Below are 15,476 nucleotides of genomic sequence, written 5' to 3'. Positions count from 1 at the left end.
TATTATATAATCATGCGAGTGGTAGCGCCAAGCTTGCATGCCATTTCATGAAAACAAGATTAAGAATGCAAGCCTGCCGTCGTTCGACACAGATGCAAGTGCTTACGCCGTCTTTGCAGGCGGCAGCGTGACAAATCGAGTCCGCCCAGGCCACTTTTTTGCGTCCACTCCTCCACCAGCAGGATGTGGCGTCGTCCGGGAGTTGCCCCCTCACCAAGCACAAAGGCCATCATTTTTTGCAACAGCCGGGCCCTTACCGGCGGCGATGCAGCCGACCAGAGGCGCCAGCTGATAAATGCTCCCTGTTCATCATGTCGCCATGCCGATGTGTCCGGCAGTAATGGCTCAACATCGCGCTCAAGCATTTCTGTCAGCCGTGCGGCCTGTTGTTGCCAGCGCAAAAAAAGCTCTGCCGGATCAATGCCGGTTGCCATGATCGCCGGAAAAAGCCGGTGTCTGATATGGTTGCGGCGGATGCTCAGATCATGGTTGCTTGCATCTTCAATCCAGCCGGTGCCCGTTTCGGTCAGCCATTGCCTGAGTTTACTGCCGGGGGTGTGCAGCAGAGGCCGGACAATGTTCAGCGATCCCTGTCTCCGGTTGTCCAGCATGCCGCGACAGCCGGAGATGCCGGCCCCCTGCAGCAGCCGCATGCAAACGGTTTCGGCCTGATCATTCCTGTGGTGGCCAAGACAGAGGGTGTCGATGCCTGTCTGTTGTGCCCATCGCTCGAAGCATTGGTAGCGCGCCTCTCTTGCCGAAGCCTCTCTGTTGTGGCCGGCGGGCGCTGGCAGGCGGGTTGTCAGCACCGGAATGCCCCACCCGGCAGCTTGCCTGGTCAGCCACTGCGCCTCATCGGAAGATGAGCTGCGCCAGGCGTGATCGACGTGCCATGCGTGGACCCGATAACCCTTGCCGGCAAGGGCAAGTAACAGCGCGGTTGAATCTGCACCGCCAGACCAGCCAACTGCCACATTGATCGGCAGTTTACCCGCTTCCGGCAGCAGATCAAAGCTGGCAGAAGGGACAGCAATCAGCGGATCAGTCCTCGCTCAAAAAGAAGGCGGATGGCTTTGTTGTGCTCATCCATCATTTCAAACAGGGCGACATCTGTGCCGGCAATATGAACGGTTCCTGTTTTGATCAGCAACCAGGGCTGATCTTCATGGTTGTGGCGGCGAATGTGCAGCAGCTCCATTGGCAGTGGAGGCAGTCGGAACTCATCGAGTACGCCTTTAAGTTGCGCGCCTTCGAGCCGAACTTCGCGTACGGAGGCTTTTCCGGTCAATGCGCGGGTGAGCTCGATGACTGCGGGTGCCGTGATGGCAAAGCCGCTGTTATCCAGCAGGCGCACAATCTCACCGGAGGCTGTGCGTAATGCCTCGATCCGGATGCGGCCCAGCGGGGAGAGGCCAAGTTTGCTGTCCTGGGCTGCAGCCAGCTGCGCGACCGCCTGATTGCGACAGGCGCCGGCACCGGCCTGGGCAACCGAGGGGGCACTGGCAATCCGGCGTGTATCGCCTGAGCGGGGCTGCCTGATTTCGGCAAAGCTCCACTCGCCCCCCATGGCTATGCAGATGGAGACGGGAGGCATTTCGGGCCGGAGCGAAATGTGATCGGCCTCTCCTGCCGCATCGCTGAACCATTGTTGCAGGCGCTTGCGTAGTGTGCAGCCGGCTTCGGTCAGCAGGGTGACAGGGCCGCGCAGCAGGCAGCCGGAGGCAGAGCACTCATCGAGTAAAATCTCCTCCCGCTCGACCAGCAAGGACATGACGCCGGGCAGCAGTGTGGCAGTGAGAAACGCATCCATGCCCGCTGTATTCAGCGCCTGCATGTGGCTCAGGTATTCCGACCACTCGATGCGCAGGCTGGCATGCCGGATGGCGACCTTTTTGCCACTGTGCAGGGCATGGGTGATGTCTGGCTGAATGTAGACAAATTCGCCATCCTGCCAGGCTTTGGTCAGATTCGGATCGACATCGTTCTGACGCCCTTCGACGCTGCGCACGCCTCCTGTCCGGCGGAGGCCGGCGATTTGCAGCGGTGCAGGGCCGGACTTTGATCCGCCCTCTTTTCGCTCCAGCCATATTTTTTCGGCTTGCCGTCTGGCTGTTTCGATATTCACATCTTCATCAAAAACGCGGAAGGCCATCAGCGTGATGTTGTCATGCAGCCATGGTTCACCGGCATTTTTTGCATCACGGCCGCCGCTTATGCAGGCGAGCAGCCATGCAGCAACAGGCACATCCGCGTGGGCCTTCAGGTTTTCCAGCAGGGGGGGCTCCGGCTGAATCTGGCCCGCGAGGAGCTGATCAAGCCGTTTGGCGTTCAGGACGTAGCGCATCCAGCCGCCCTGCTGGCTGTCCATGGCCAGCTTCCACAGCGATAAACGGGCCCAGGTACGGCGTTGCAGATGGGAGCCCAGTGTATCCTGGGCCAGCAGCTGCAGAATGCCGCCCTCGTTGCGCATGCCGACCTGGGCACGCAACTGGCGCATACGCGGCACGATTTCAGGCTCCAGGCCGTAGGCGCGAATCACCTTGCTGTCATCTGCCAGCAGTGATGAGTCCGGCTGATATTGCATGAACACCATGGGTGTAGCGGGAATCATCATCGATTCATAACTGGCAATCCGCCTTACCTCGACCGCGCCTTCGAGATAGCGTTTGAGAAAGCCCTGCAGCGCCCAGATGTATAGCGCACCGGTCATATGCAGCATGACATGGGAGGTGATATCGCTGTGTTCATCGGTCAGTGTGGCGATTTCATTGCGGATCAGCTTCAGCAGCAGAATATTGACTGCCGGGACCCAGGGCGCGGCATCGGCCTGATCCTGTTTCCATCCCTGTGTCCACAGTACCTCACAGACTCCCAGCAGTGCCGGGGCTCCGGCCGGATCGGCACACCAGTGATGTAGCAGATCGCGTGACAGATGGGGATTCTGGCTGCGCAGATAACTGACCATGGCGCGTGTCTTCTCATCCATGGAGGGGAGTTTGTGGGCGGACACCTTTTCTCCCCGCACCATGTAACGGATGGTGTACTCCTGCAGCCTGTTTAACGCAGTGGAAATGTTGTGAGCCACGGTCGGATGCACGACATAGGGGATGTATTCCGCTGCATCCGGGCCAACGATGCGGATGGGGAGTTCCCGCACCTCTATTTTACAGCGTGCAGAGGGCTGCTCCATACGATTCAGAATGGGGCGGTACCAGCTCCAGCGGAAAGAAAAATAATCAGGTGAAATCATAGGCTTGACAGTGTTCACTGAAATGGGGGGCGGCGCAAGTGTCTGTGCTGCTGATCATACCCGGCGGGTAAAAACTTCAGGGTGCATTTATTCCGTGGCCCCATAGCATGCCGGCCATGCGTGCATGTTTTTCACTTTTGCGGTTACTGCTGCTGGGAGCCCTGTTTTCAGGGGCGCTGCCGGCTGTTGCGAGTGCAACGACAGTGGCTGTAACGCTTCCTCCTCTGGCGGGTCTGGTTTCGATGCTCGATGAGCGGGCAGAGCTCTTCTGTCTGTTACCCGCAGGAGCTGATCCGCATCACTTTCAGATGCAGCCGCGCATGGTGGAGCGCTTAAGGAAGAGCGATCTGTTTATCCGTGCCTCGCGTGACGATGGTGGCTGGCCGTTGCTGGCGGCTCAATCCGGTGTGCTGGATCTTTGGCCGCAACGGGATCATGGCTGGGTCAGCCCTGCCGAGGTGCGCCGGGTTTTGCCAGAGATTGCGCAGGCACTGATCAGTCGGGAGCCGGCGAGTGAAGCGAGAATCAGGAGTAACCTGGCGCAGGCGCTCGCGCAGGTGACGCAAATCGAGCAGTTGTGGCGGCAGCAGTTGCAGTCTGCCCGGCAGACAGGTGTGATGATGCAGCATCCGGCATGGGGCCATCTGCTTGACGAGATGGGGGTGCCGGTTCTTGCGGTGCTCGAATCGGGGCATCACGGCCATGAGTATGGCCCTCATATGCTGGAGGATGCGCTGACGAAAATGCATCAGCATCCGGGGGTGTGGCTGCTGGGTGATCGTGGTCATGACAGCAAGGCGCTGGACTGGCTGGCGGCTCATGCCGAAACGCCTGCTCATCGGGTGACGCTCGATGTGCTGGGGCAGTGCGGTGTGTCATGGCCGGCACTGATGCAGGAAAATATCGATCGCCTGCACGGGCAGTGATGACTGCACCTGTCGTTCAGATCAATCATCTTCGCCTTGGCCCGCCGGATCATCCGGTGCTGGATGATATATGCCTGACGCTTGAAGCAGGCCATTTTCTGGGCATTGTCGGGCCGAACGGGGCGGGCAAAAGTACGCTGTTGAATATGGTGGCCGGCCTGAGCCGACCGGATGCCGGCCATATTGACCTGATGGGCCAGTGTCTGCGCCGTTTCAACCATCTGCAGCTGTTGCGTGAGATCGGCTTTTTGCATCAGCTGCATGATCACCAGCCATCGATGCCGATGCGGGTGCGCGATGTCGTTGCGATGGGGTTGCCCGCCTATAATCGACCCTGGCAGCGCTCGGTGCGCAGTGCGGCCATCGGCGAGGCGCTGGCGCTGCTGGATATGGAGGCGCATGCCGATGCCGATTTCCGCCATCTTTCCGGTGGTCAGCGGCAGCGGGTGCGGCTGGCGCGCGCGCTGGTGCGCAAGCCACGCCTGTTGTTGCTGGATGAGCCATCGGCGGCGCTTGACAGTGTGCGCCAGGAAAAGCTGTTCAAATTGTTGCGGCGATTGTGTGATGAGACCGGCATGGCTGTCATTATGGTGGAGCACGATATCGCTGCGATCAGCTCACACGTGGACTCGGTCGCCTGCCTGAACGGAAAAATCCACTATCACGCCATGCGCGGTGAAAATATTCCCGATGAGATATGGCGGGCGATGTATGGTGATCGCATCCATATTGTTTCGCATGATGCCGGATGTATCGGTTGCGGAGTGGCAGGAGATCAGGATGCTTGATCTGCTGCGCTCGTTTTTTGCCAGCCCGGTGATGCTTGATGCGCTGTTGCCATCGCTGTTGATTGCCGTGGTCACAGCCTCGATGTCGGTGATGGTGATGGCCCACCGCCTCTCCTATCTGACGGTCGGCGTCTCACACGCCTCGCTGGCCGGACTGGGACTTGCAGTGACGCTTTCCCTGCCACTGTTGCCGACAGCCACCCTGTTTGCCGTGCTGGTTGCGTTGCTGCTGGCGCTGATGCCGCGCAGCAAGGGGATCTCCGAGGATGCCGGTACGGGGATGTTGTTTGCCGGCAGTATGGCGCTGGGGATTATTTTGATCTCCTCAGCCAGCAGTGCCCGGGTGGACCTTTTCGGTCTGTTGTTTGGGAATATTCTGACCGTTTCAGGCGAGGATCGTTTCTGGTTGTATCTGCTTGCCGGTTTTGTGCTGGTAACCCTGGCGCTGGCCTCGAGGGCATGGTGGAGCATTGCTTTTGATGCGGTCACGGCCGAAGCCTCAGGGCTGCCTGTGGCCGGTTTGCGTCTGCTGCTCTACGGGCTGGTGGGCCTGACTGTAATTCTTTGCGTCAAGCTGGCGGGTATCGTGCTGACTGCCGGCCTGATGGTGTTGCCTGCCGCATGTGCCTGGCTGTGGGGGCGTTCACTGGGGGGCTTGTGGCTGCTGTCGACACTGTTCTCTCTGCTTGGCACGTGGATTGGTCTGCTTTGGTCGTATGCACTGGAGTGGCCATCGGGCGCTTCGGTTGTGATGGCACTGTGTATTCTTTTTGTATTAAGTTGGGCTTCGAACTGGGGGGTGGTATGGCTGAAATCAAACGCAAGAAAGGGGTAAAGGTCGGTATTGGTATTCGTTTGCTGGCCAGCGGATATGATGTGCTGATTCTTTTCGGTCTTCTTTTTATTGCCTTCAGCCTGATTACTGCGGTTGAGAATCAGCTCGGTCCTATGCAGCAGTGGCTGAAGGGGAGTCTGGAGATCGTGATTGCCTATGCCTATTTTGTCGGTTTCTGGGTCAAAGGGGGGGCTACGACCGGCATGCGGCCGTGGAAGTTGCGTGTCGTGGTTGCTGACAGTGGTGATCCGTTGACCTGGTTTGCCGCATCGGTGCGCTTTATTGCCCTGATGATCACATGGCTCTCGCTCGGGATGACGCTCTGGTACCTGATCACCCGCGACACCGGCCACTTTCTCTTCTTTGTCGCGGCGGTGGTGCCGGCCGTCAGTATGGCCACCATGGCGATCAGCCGGGAGCGTAGTCCGCTGCATGATCTGATCGCGGGTACGGCCATTTATCGCGTCGAGTGATCAGCCTCAGTGCTGCAGTGAGGGTGCTGTAGCGCTGAAAGAAAAAGATCCGGGTGCGCCGGAGGGATAAATTTCCTACACTTCGCCGGCGGAGTGGCTCGGGTGATCGCGGCAGGTTCGACCTGTCGAGGAAAGTCCGGGCTGCACAGGGCAGAACGCCGGATAACGTCCGGTGGGGGTGACCCCGGGACAGTGCCACAGAAAACAGACCGCCGGCCGTTATATGGCCGGTAAGGGTGAAACGGTGCGGTAAGAGCGCACCGCCCGGTCCGGTAACGGGCCGGGGCAGGGTAAACCCCGTTCGCAGCAAGGCCAAATAGGGAAGCGCCAAACGTGGCCCGCGTTTGCTTCCGGGTAGGCTGCTCGAGCCTGTCAGTAATGGCAGGCCCAGATGAATGATCATCACCGTTGCGGCAACGCAATGGAACAGAACCCGGCTTACAGAGCCACTCCGCATTTTATCTTCCCCTTCTTTGCCGTTAGCCTTGGGCTGCACTGGAGGTACCACCATGAGTCTTAGCTTTTCGGATGCGGTCAAGGCCAAGCAGTTACGGGAGTATTTTAACCGTTACGGCCGCATATATATTGTTGTGGATGCGACTCGTGATGAGGTGGTGGTGCCCGATAACCTGAAAGGGGATCCTGCGCTGCGTCTGGTGCTGAATATGCGCATGCCTCAGCAGATCCATATCCGCGACGACCGGCTGGACTCCGATTTTTCATTTTCAGGGCGTATTTTCTCCTGCCGTATTCCAATGCATACCATATGGGCTGCCTATCAGCCTGAAGGTGAGCTTGAGCAGGGTATTATCTGGGATGAGAGTGTGCCTGAGGTGATTCGTACGATTGTCGATGCGCTGCAGGAAAATATGCCGGATGAAGAGGGCGGTGATGCGGGCTCTGTGGCCGCAGAGCATGGCTCGTCAGCATCGATGACGGTGATTGAGGGTGGCAACACGCCGACCGGCGAGACACCGAAAGAGCGTAAAACCAGTCATTTGCGTGTGGTTAAATAATGGCACGCTATCTTTTTACCGCTTGTGTGATGGCGCTTTGCCTGGCTGTTGAGACGGCATGGGCTGCGCCGGATAGCCGCATGCAGGTGCTGGTGGAGCCGGATGAGGCTCAGGGGAGCACCCTTGCCTCGTTGCAGACCAATATTACCGGCGCTGCAGAGCTGGCACTGCCGCGACTGATTCAGCGCATTGTGCCGGTTCACTCCCGTCGTAACGTCCCCGGCAATGTAAAGGCGATTACGCTGGTGCAGCGAGCGATCCCGGGTGAGAGTGGTGTGACCGTCGACTTTCAACCACGCCGTGTTTTTGCCTGGCTCAAGGCGAATAACATCCCTGTTATTACAGAGCAGCCTGCATGGCATTTGAGTGTCGAGCTGCAAAGTGCGGCAGGTCGTACCATGACAGAATCGGCGGCACTGCTTGAACAGCATGCGCGCGAGGTTGCTGCGGAGGATGGTTTTGTCCTGGATGACAGCGCTTCCGGTCTGATTGTGGCATGGCACTGGCTGGACGGGCGTACGGTCAGCCTGAGTGTGCGGGGTAATACGCCACTGGGCGAGTATGCAGAAACACGTACGCTCGGTTCCGGTGATCCGGTTGCACAGCTGACACCATGGCTGGATGAAGTGTTGTTGCGTGCGCGTGACAGCTATGTTGAGCCCGCAGCTGTTCCGGTGGCGGATGATGCATCATCACAGGAGCCAGCTGCCATCGCCGGTGCGGCACTGCCGGTTGTACCGCCGGTGCAGGATGGTTATCTGTTGCTGAAGGTGCAGCGGCAGGCCTCTTTGCCCGAGCAGATTCTGTTTGAGGATGAGCTGCGTCATGACAGGCGTATCCTTGATCTCTCGCTCAGGCAGGTGAATCAGGATGGTCAGCAGTACCGACTGCACCTGAAAGGGGCCGATGATCAGTGGCTGGGCGAGTGGTTCCGGCGCCGGGGCATGTCCTTAACTCCGACCATTGAGGGTTGGGTGGCCCAACAGGAGTTGCCAACCCGGTGATGCAGGATCGTATCCTCAATATTCCCAATATTCTGACGCTGGCGCGTATTATTATTACGCCCTTTATTGTCTATGCGATTCTCGAGAGGGAGGCGGTGATGGCCCTGCTTCTGATGGGTATTGCAGGCATTACCGATATGCTGGACGGTGCCATTGCCCGTCTGCTTAACCAGCGCAGCACCGTTGGCGCATTTATGGACCCGCTGGCCGACAAGCTGATGCTGATCAGTACGATTGTGGCGCTCTATTTTCTCGGTCATATACCGACCTTTCTGTTTCTGGCTGTCGTGTTTCGCGATATGGTCATCATTCTTGGTGCAACAGCCTATGAAATGGTCACCCACAAGCTGGAGATGACGCCGTTATTCACCTCCAAAATTACCACGTTCCTGCAAATTATGCTGGTGCTGTGCGTATTGGCGGATATGGCCTGGCAGCAGCCCGGTGTTATGGTGCTTGAGCTGGTGACCTGGTTTACCTTTGCCTTTACCTGTATTTCCGGTCTCCAGTATATGGTGTTGTGGATGCAGAAGGCCGTGCGTGCGGAAAAGCCATGAGTAAGATACAGATGCGGTTGGCTCTGAGTATCCCTGTCAGTTATGACTATGGTGCGTGGATACGCCATGATGGCGTCGAGGATGCCTGTAACAGCATGGCGCTGTGGTCGGTGCATGGCGGTTCTTTATGGCTGCGTTCGCAGGAGCCGGCTGGCAAAACGCACCTCCTGCGTACGGTCGGGCGTGAGAGCGGCACCATTGTGCCTCTGGATATTGCGGCCTCAGCCGGCCGTTTGACGGCCTGGCAGCTGGTTGAGCAGTGGCTGATCAGACTGCAGGGGCAGACGATGTGGCTGCTCGATGTCGAGGCCGGTACGCTGGAGGTGGCGGTGGCGCAGGCGCTGTTCCATTGTGTTGAGCGGGCCCGTGAGTTGCAGCGACCGCTGGCGATGGCATGGCGAGGGGAGCTTTCCTCATTGCCGCCGGAGCTCTCTTCGCGCTTGCTGGCGATGAAGCAGTGTACGCTGGCCCCTCCTCCGGATGACGATGCCTTGCTCGAAATACTGCACAGCAGTGCCGGTCGTCTGCAGTGGGATATTCGCCAGCAGGTGCTGCAGACGATGCTGACCTATCTGCCCCGTCGCCTGGATATTCTCATTCCGGCCCTGAAAGAGCTGGAGCTGCGCTCGTTTGAGCAGCACCTGCGGCCGGGGCCTGTATGGTTGAAACAGCAGCTGACCGGCATGGCCGAGGAGCTGGAGCAGCAGAACCACTGACGCCTGGCGTCATCTGAATACGTCAGCGTATCCCTTGCCGGTGCAGAGTACCTATTCGGCCTGGGGCTGCTCCTTTAGCCACTGATCCAGCACAGCCAGTGCGCGATCGGATACGGCATGGCGGCGCTCGGCACGTGAGAAGCGGCGCTTCCCATCGCGCTTTTTACCGGCTGGCAACAGGCCGAAGTTGATATTCATCGGCTGGAAATCCTCGACCCGTGTTTGCGAAATATGGGCCAGCAGGGCGCCATGAGCGGTATCGGAGGGGGGGGCGACGGGCTCGCGGCCGCAGGCGATGTCGGCCAGAAAACGCCCTGCCATCAGCCCCATACTTGCCGATTCGACATAACCTTCCACACCGGTAATCTGGCCGGCAAACAGAATGCGCGGATCACTCTTCAGCCGCAGGGTGCCATCGAGCAGTGCAGGGGATTTGATGAAGGTATTGCGATGCAATGAGCCAAGTCTGAAGAACTCGGCATTTTCGAGTCCCGGAATGGTGGTGAAAACCCGTTTCTGCTCACCATAGGTCATCTTGGTCTGGAAGCCGACCATATTCAGCAGGCTGCCCATGCGATTGTCGCGCCTGAGCTGTACGACGGCGTAATAGCGCTCGCCGGTTTCCGGGTGATCCAGGCCGACCGGTTTCATCGGGCCGAAGCGAGGGGTATCCTCACCCCGTTCCGCCATCTCCTCGATCGGCATGCAGCCGTCGAAAAAGGGGATATCCTCAAAGCCCTTGAAGGCGACCTTTTCTGCGGCCACCAGCTCGGCGATGAATGTTTTGTACTGCTGTTCATTCATCGGGCAGTTGAGGTAGTCACCAGCCTCACCCTCTTCGACATTTTTGTCGTAACGGTTTTTCCAGAAAGCCACATCCATATTGATGGACTCGGCATCCACGACCGGCGCAATCGCGTCAAAGAAACAGAGCCGGTCTTCGCCGGTCAGCTCCTTGATGCGTTCATACAGTGTATCGCTGGTCAGTGGGCCGGATGCGATCAATACCAGGCCTTCGGCCGGAATTTCGGTGACTTCACCGTCGACAAACTCAATCAGCGGCTCATTTTTTAATGCGCGGGTTACGAGTTCGGAAAACTGCTCGCGATCCACAGCCAGAGCTGTACCGGCAGGAATGCGGGCCTCATCGCCACAGCGCATGATCAGCGAGTCCAGCCGGCGCATCTCTTCATGCAGCAGGCCGACGGCATTTTCCAGGTGATCGGCGCGGAATGTGTTCGAGCAGACAAGCTCGGCGCAGTTGCCGGTTTTATGGGCCGGCGTCATCAACTGTGGCCGCATCTCGTGCAATCGGACCCGGATGCCGCGCCGGGCCAGCTGCCAGGCGGCTTCGGAGCCGGCCAGGCCCGCGCCGATAATAGTCACTGTGGGGGTGGATAATTCGCTCATCGCGTCAGGCTAATCGCGCCGGCAGGTCAGACAAGCTAAAAGCGTTGCACCTTATCCCGGCATGCCTCCTGTTTACGCTTGCGGTGTTTGCAAAAGCTGCTGATTGACGATGCCGGGAGTGCCGAAAGCAAGCAGCATCGCCAGCATCGGGGCACCGGATGCAATGCGTCCTTCCGCCAGCATCTGCATGGCGGCCGTACGTGAAACCCAGCTGATACGGATATCCTCGTGTTCATCGGCGATGCCACCGCCATCGCCAACCGGAGCGGTGCTGTCAACCAGTCCGAGAAAGAGATCAATCCGCTCGGAGCAGGCGCCCGGCGTGGTGTAGTAGCGGCCCAGCCAGGTCGTTTGATAGGGAACAAAGCCGGATTCCTCGTGCGCCTCGCGCATAATCGCCTGCTCGATGCTTTCTCCCGCATCGACAATACCGGCGACAATTTCAATCAGCCACGGGTTATCATCGCGCATGGCCGGGCCAATGCGGAACTGTTCCAGCAACAGCACCTGATCTGTGGCCGGGTCGAACAACAGCATCGCCGCCGCATCTCCCCGCTCCATATTTTCACGCACGATGGTCTGCATGTGACCATCGAAGCGCTCATGCTCGACGGTACACACATCCATGGAAAAAAAACCCTGATATACCGGTTTTTTGCTGACAATTTTATATTCCATGATGCACTCCTGCCTGTGGCGAAATTGATGCTTCTCGAAATGACAGGGGGGATGCTACACTAAGCCGCATGAAGATTCTGGTGGTTGAAGATGAAGAGCGCGTAGCGCATTTTATTCAGAAAGGGCTGAAGGAAGAGGGGCATGCGGTCGACGTCTCCTATGACGGAGAGGATGGCGAGTTTCTGGCTGAGGTTAACGATTACGATCTTATCATTCTGGATCTGATGCTGCCGAAAAAGAATGGCATTGTGGTTTGCCGTGAATTGCGTGCGAGCGGCGTCTCCACACCGGTGCTGATGTTGACAGCGCGTGACTCGGTTGAGGATAAGGTGCGCGGCCTTGATGCCGGAGCAGATGACTATCTTGCCAAGCCGTTTGCCTTTGAAGAGTTGCTGGCCCGGGTGCGGGCGCTGTTACGGCGCAAATCCGAGAGCAAGTCGCCGATTCTGAAGGTCGGGGATCTTGAGCTTGATCCGATCAGCCGCCGCGTCAGCCGCGAGGGCAGCTCCATTCGCCTGACCACCAAAGAGTATGCACTGCTTGAGTACCTGATGCGTAATCCCGGCAAGGTTCTGTCCCGTACCCTGATCGGAGAGCATGTGTGGGATATGAATTTTGACCCGGAAAGTAACGTCATTGATGTGTATATCAGCCATCTGCGTTCAAAGATCGACAAGGGTTTCGAACAACAGCTGCTGCACACACTGCGTGGGCAGGGTTATCTGCTGACTGATGACACACCGCCAGCCTGAGCGGTCGGGTCTGACGATTAACCCCTTTGGTGTAGTAAACCGGATGCGTGCCAATATGTTCCGAACCTTTCGCGGTCGACTGGCGCTGCTTTATGTCTCTCTGGAGCTGGGGATTCTGCTCTTCGCCGGCGTTGTGCTGTACACGGCACTGGCCAATCGGGTTTACAACGAGGTGGATGAGCAGCTGGTGAATCAGGCCGCTTCTCTGGCAAGCAAGCTGGAAGACACATCGATCTACTTCTGGTCAGCCCCGATGAATCAGTTTGCCGATCACTATGCCGGCGCGATTCAGCTGATCAGTGCCAATGGTATCGAAATTTTCCGCTCCGACCGCTCCCTGATCGATCGTGGCGGTAATGATGTGAGTCGCGCACTGGGTATGGCTTTCCGTAGTGGTCACCCGGCTTTCGCCTCGACCGAGTCGCTGCTGAACAAGGCCAATATCCGTGTGATTGCGTTTCCCATTTTTAGCGACGGGCGCATTGTTGCGACGCTGATGCTGGGGCATAGCACCGCTGATATTCGCTCCGTATTTAATCTGATGTACCTGATCGGCGGCATTCTCGGCATTATCTCCATTCTGATCAGTGCTGCAGCCGGTTACTATATGGCCAAGCGTGCGCTGGACCCGATTCAGGAGATTACGCGTATTGCCAGGGCCGTTGCTGCCGGCGATCTGTCCCGTCGCCTGACCTCGCGGGCCCAGGAAAAAGAGATCGGTGTGCTGGTGCGGGTGCTGAACAAGATGTTTGCCGATCTGGAGACAAGTTTTATCACGCAAAAGCGTTTTACCGCCGATGCGTCGCATGAATTGCGCCTGCCTTTGACCATACTGAAGGGAGAGATCGAGGTGGCTCTGCGCCATCCCCGCAGCGAGCAGGAGTATCAGCAGATATTGCGTCAGCAGCTGGATATGATTGATCGCATTCAGCGGATTGTGAACGACCTGCTGACGCTGGCCAGTGCCGATGCCGGTCAGCTGGAGATGATCCAGACGGAGCTGGATCTGTCATTGTTGTTGCAGGAGGTCGGGCAGCAGCATCTGATCCTGTTTGACAGCCAGCATATATCGCTGGATATGGAAATTGAGGATGACCTTGAGATTATGGGTGACGCCACCCAGATCGAGCGGACGATGATGAACCTCCTGTCCAATGCGTTTAAGCATGCACCGGAATATTCCACCATTTATCTCTCCGCCCATGTGACCGACCGTTCGGTGATTATTTGTGTGCGCGATGAGGGGCCGGGTATTGCCGAGGAGCAGCAGGGGCGTTTGTTTGACCGCTTTTATCGAGCCGATGATGCCCGTTGCCGCAAGGATGGGCAGGGCGCCGGGCTTGGGCTGGCGATCTGCAAACGTATTGTCGATGCACATGATGGTGATATCTGGGTCAAGAGTCGCCCGGGTGAAGGGGCGGCATTTTTTATCCGCCTGCCGCTGATGGCCATTGATAAAGGTCATCAGCAGCGCTTGCGTCATGTGGTGGCGGAGAATGCCGACGCCGCATAGCAACGGCGCCTATCGGCTGGCCATGGTGTAAGAGGAGGCCCTTTTCTTCAGATCACCGGCGACGGTTTCAGCGGCAACCCGTGCGACATATTTCAGCCCGCCCGAACTCTGTTCTGCATGTGCCAGCAAGGTGTCGAAGTTTTTGTAAAAATACTTCGGATCAGCGACATAGACGCTGGTGGCGTAATTCACCCGGAACGAGAACAGTGAAATATCTTCACGGTCGAAGCCGATGTTATAGACGTTGGATGCCAGCGGTTTGCGCTCGTCCATGGAAACGAGATCGGAGACCATCACCATGCCGGGACGGTAGGGTTTATAGGGTGAGCCGGAAAAGTAGCCGAATTGTTTGATCTCTATCCGCAACAGTGCATCAATGCCGGCGACGGCTTTATTCTGTTTGCGATACCCGGCCAGTGCCTGCCAGTAGGTCATGTCCAGATCCTTGACGATATATCCCTGTTTGCGCAGCCGGGCCTTCATGCCTTCACGCATCTGGTCGACACACTGCTGTAGCAGGTTCGGGTTGGCTTCGCCGTACTGAATGCGTTTGGCTTCACGGGCAAGCTGCTGCACGACCTTGGCACTGATGCCGATCACTGCATAGACAGGGTTTTCCTGGCGAATATCGATTTTATTGCTGACGGTAATTTGTGGGATGCCGATGACCCGAACGCTCTTCTGGGTGCTTTTGTCCATGGTGAGATGCGATGTGTGGGTGGCACATGCTCCCTGTATCAGCAGTAGCAGGGCCATGACGATGCGTGTAAACGCCATGTTGAAAAATGTGACTTGCCCGCCTTTCATATCGATCTCCCGTGTCCCTGTTTTCAGCCCCAACCATAGCCTTCGAGGGGCGGGAGAGATGTGACGGGTAGCACAGCCTGTGCAGGGGGAGGGTTCAGTTACCTGCGATCATGATCTCTGGCGTCTGCTCTCAGACCTGATTCCAGATGACTCTGCGCCCTTCTATGTGAAAGCCATCCTCGACCATGCGGCGCAGGGTTTCAGGATAGAGTGTGTGTTCAGCGCTCTGAATGCGGGCATGCAGGCTATCTCTTGTATCATCATCGAGAACGGGGACCACGGCCTGAGCCAGAATCGGCCCGCCATCCAGTACCTCATCGACCAGATGAACGGTGCAGCCGCTGACTTTGACGCCGTAGTTCAGGGCATCGCCGGCACCATCCGCGCCGGGAAATGCGGGCAACAGTGCCGGGTGAATGTTAATGATCCGACCGGCAAAACGTTGTACAAATTCAGCCGAGAGAATGCGCATATAGCCAGCCAGCACAATCCAGTGGCAACCGGCCTGTTCAATGGCATCACCGCAGGCCGCATCAAACGATGCCCGGTCCGCATAATCTTTCGGGTTGATGTGCAGCACCTGCGCTACACCCTCATCGCGGGCTGTTTGCAATGCTGGTGCCGTTGCCTTGTCCGAGATCACCAGTCGTGTATCGACAGGGCAGTTCCCTGCCTTTGCCGCTGCCAGTATGACCTTGAGATTGCTGCCACGGCCTGAAGCCATGATAGCGATTGCTCCGTGATTCATGCG

General features: G+C 57.7%; 16 protein-coding genes and 1 other RNA gene. 11 read left to right on the top strand and 6 right to left on the bottom strand.

Annotated elements, in window-relative coordinates:
* Positions 1-59: 59 nt before the first annotated feature.
* Positions 60-974, bottom strand: a complete 915-nt coding sequence (gene tilS, locus FEF65_RS03085) for a tRNA lysidine(34) synthetase TilS (RefSeq protein WP_238701143.1) — start codon at positions 972-974, stop codon at positions 60-62.
* Positions 975-1,033: 59 nt separating this feature from the next.
* Entirely contained in the window at positions 1,034-3,250 is a 2,217-nt protein-coding gene (locus tag FEF65_RS03080) for a hypothetical protein (protein ID WP_138238313.1), read from the bottom strand.
* Between the two features lie 116 nt (positions 3,251-3,366).
* Between FEF65_RS03080 and FEF65_RS03075 the strand changes: the two genes are divergently transcribed.
* The 9 genes from FEF65_RS03075 to FEF65_RS03035 all read left to right on the top strand — a co-directional run bounded on the left by FEF65_RS03075 (position 3,367) and on the right by FEF65_RS03035 (position 9,565).
* Positions 3,367-4,176: a metal ABC transporter substrate-binding protein gene (locus FEF65_RS03075; protein ID WP_138238312.1), complete on the top strand. Its 810-nt coding sequence runs from the start codon at positions 3,367-3,369 to the stop codon at positions 4,174-4,176.
* Complete coding sequence (locus tag FEF65_RS03070; RefSeq protein ID WP_138238311.1) at positions 4,176-4,964, top strand: metal ABC transporter ATP-binding protein; 789 nt, start codon at positions 4,176-4,178, stop codon at positions 4,962-4,964. Before FEF65_RS03075 ends, FEF65_RS03070 begins: the two co-directional genes overlap by 1 nt.
* The gene (locus FEF65_RS03065; RefSeq protein ID WP_238701142.1) at positions 4,915-5,799 is read left to right on the top strand and encodes a metal ABC transporter permease; all 885 of its coding nucleotides are present in this window, start codon (positions 4,915-4,917) and stop codon (positions 5,797-5,799) included. Before FEF65_RS03070 ends, FEF65_RS03065 begins: the two co-directional genes overlap by 50 nt.
* A complete protein-coding gene (locus FEF65_RS03060) occupies positions 5,769-6,272 on the top strand; it encodes an RDD family protein (RefSeq protein WP_138238309.1) in 504 nt (167 codons plus the stop codon). The genes FEF65_RS03065 and FEF65_RS03060 overlap by 31 nt, the downstream gene beginning before the upstream one ends.
* 90 nt (positions 6,273-6,362) lie before the next feature.
* Positions 6,363-6,729, top strand: an RNA gene (gene rnpB, locus FEF65_RS03055) — RNase P RNA component class A.
* 52 nt (positions 6,730-6,781) lie between these two features.
* A complete protein-coding gene (locus FEF65_RS03050; RefSeq protein WP_138238308.1) occupies positions 6,782-7,288 on the top strand; it encodes a ClpXP protease specificity-enhancing factor SspB in 507 nt (168 codons plus the stop codon).
* Complete coding sequence (locus FEF65_RS03045) at positions 7,288-8,292, top strand: hypothetical protein (protein ID WP_138238307.1); 1,005 nt, start codon at positions 7,288-7,290, stop codon at positions 8,290-8,292. Before FEF65_RS03050 ends, FEF65_RS03045 begins: the two co-directional genes overlap by 1 nt.
* The gene (locus tag FEF65_RS03040; protein WP_138238417.1) at positions 8,292-8,849 is read left to right on the top strand and encodes a CDP-alcohol phosphatidyltransferase family protein; all 558 of its coding nucleotides are present in this window, start codon (positions 8,292-8,294) and stop codon (positions 8,847-8,849) included. Before FEF65_RS03045 ends, FEF65_RS03040 begins: the two co-directional genes overlap by 1 nt.
* Positions 8,846-9,565, top strand: coding sequence for a hypothetical protein (locus FEF65_RS03035; RefSeq protein ID WP_138238306.1), 720 nt, complete (start codon positions 8,846-8,848; stop codon positions 9,563-9,565). Before FEF65_RS03040 ends, FEF65_RS03035 begins: the two co-directional genes overlap by 4 nt.
* A 51-nt stretch (positions 9,566-9,616) precedes the next feature.
* Here FEF65_RS03035 and trmFO read toward each other — a convergent pair whose 3' ends face one another.
* Positions 9,617-10,975: a methylenetetrahydrofolate--tRNA-(uracil(54)-C(5))-methyltransferase (FADH(2)-oxidizing) TrmFO gene (gene trmFO / locus FEF65_RS03030; RefSeq protein ID WP_138238305.1), complete on the bottom strand. Its 1,359-nt coding sequence runs from the start codon at positions 10,973-10,975 to the stop codon at positions 9,617-9,619.
* Positions 10,976-11,047: 72 nt separating this feature from the next.
* Entirely contained in the window at positions 11,048-11,653 is a 606-nt protein-coding gene (locus FEF65_RS03025; protein WP_238701141.1) for an NUDIX domain-containing protein, read from the bottom strand.
* A 68-nt stretch (positions 11,654-11,721) separates the two neighbouring features.
* Here FEF65_RS03025 and FEF65_RS03020 point away from each other — a divergent pair, with 68 nt between their 5' ends.
* Both FEF65_RS03020 and FEF65_RS03015 read left to right on the top strand, forming a co-directional pair.
* The gene (locus FEF65_RS03020; protein WP_138238303.1) at positions 11,722-12,405 is read left to right on the top strand and encodes a heavy metal response regulator transcription factor; all 684 of its coding nucleotides are present in this window, start codon (positions 11,722-11,724) and stop codon (positions 12,403-12,405) included.
* Complete coding sequence (locus tag FEF65_RS03015; RefSeq protein ID WP_238701140.1) at positions 12,386-13,918, top strand: sensor histidine kinase; 1,533 nt, start codon at positions 12,386-12,388, stop codon at positions 13,916-13,918. Before FEF65_RS03020 ends, FEF65_RS03015 begins: the two co-directional genes overlap by 20 nt.
* A gap of 9 nt (positions 13,919-13,927) precedes the next feature.
* Here the strand turns inward: FEF65_RS03015 and FEF65_RS03010 are convergent, their stop codons facing one another.
* Together FEF65_RS03010 and purN are read right to left on the bottom strand one after the other, a co-directional pair.
* Positions 13,928-14,725, bottom strand: coding sequence for a hypothetical protein (locus FEF65_RS03010; RefSeq protein ID WP_238701139.1), 798 nt, complete (start codon positions 14,723-14,725; stop codon positions 13,928-13,930).
* A gap of 130 nt (positions 14,726-14,855) precedes the next feature.
* The gene (purN, locus tag FEF65_RS03005) at positions 14,856-15,473 is read right to left on the bottom strand and encodes a phosphoribosylglycinamide formyltransferase (RefSeq protein ID WP_238701138.1); all 618 of its coding nucleotides are present in this window, start codon (positions 15,471-15,473) and stop codon (positions 14,856-14,858) included.
* Positions 15,474-15,476 lie beyond the last annotated feature (3 nt).

Source organism: Mariprofundus erugo, assembly GCF_005818865.1.
In the GTDB taxonomy this organism is placed as follows: Bacteria; Pseudomonadota; Zetaproteobacteria; order Mariprofundales; family Mariprofundaceae; genus Mariprofundus; species Mariprofundus erugo.
Note: the sequence above shows the minus strand (reverse complement) of the source record. Positions and strands in the feature narration are given on the sequence as shown.

Coding starts and splice junctions, on each gene's coding strand:
- FEF65_RS03080 (WP_138238313.1), bottom strand. CDS start 3,250: ATGATTTCACCTGATTATTTTTCTTTCCGCTGGAGCTGGTACCGCCCC.
- FEF65_RS03075 (WP_138238312.1), top strand. CDS start 3,367: ATGCGTGCATGTTTTTCACTTTTGCGGTTACTGCTGCTGGGAGCCCTG.
- FEF65_RS03070 (WP_138238311.1), top strand. CDS start 4,176: ATGACTGCACCTGTCGTTCAGATCAATCATCTTCGCCTTGGCCCGCCG.
- FEF65_RS03065 (WP_238701142.1), top strand. CDS start 4,915: ATGATGCCGGATGTATCGGTTGCGGAGTGGCAGGAGATCAGGATGCTT.
- FEF65_RS03060 (WP_138238309.1), top strand. CDS start 5,769: ATGGCTGAAATCAAACGCAAGAAAGGGGTAAAGGTCGGTATTGGTATT.
- FEF65_RS03050 (WP_138238308.1), top strand. CDS start 6,782: ATGAGTCTTAGCTTTTCGGATGCGGTCAAGGCCAAGCAGTTACGGGAG.
- FEF65_RS03045 (WP_138238307.1), top strand. CDS start 7,288: ATGGCACGCTATCTTTTTACCGCTTGTGTGATGGCGCTTTGCCTGGCT.
- FEF65_RS03040 (WP_138238417.1), top strand. CDS start 8,292: ATGCAGGATCGTATCCTCAATATTCCCAATATTCTGACGCTGGCGCGT.
- FEF65_RS03035 (WP_138238306.1), top strand. CDS start 8,846: ATGAGTAAGATACAGATGCGGTTGGCTCTGAGTATCCCTGTCAGTTAT.
- trmFO (WP_138238305.1), bottom strand. CDS start 10,975: ATGAGCGAATTATCCACCCCCACAGTGACTATTATCGGCGCGGGCCTG.
- FEF65_RS03025 (WP_238701141.1), bottom strand. CDS start 11,653: ATGGAATATAAAATTGTCAGCAAAAAACCGGTATATCAGGGTTTTTTT.
- FEF65_RS03020 (WP_138238303.1), top strand. CDS start 11,722: ATGAAGATTCTGGTGGTTGAAGATGAAGAGCGCGTAGCGCATTTTATT.
- FEF65_RS03015 (WP_238701140.1), top strand. CDS start 12,386: ATGACACACCGCCAGCCTGAGCGGTCGGGTCTGACGATTAACCCCTTT.
- FEF65_RS03010 (WP_238701139.1), bottom strand. CDS start 14,725: ATGAAAGGCGGGCAAGTCACATTTTTCAACATGGCGTTTACACGCATC.
- purN (WP_238701138.1), bottom strand. CDS start 15,473: ATGAATCACGGAGCAATCGCTATCATGGCTTCAGGCCGTGGCAGCAAT.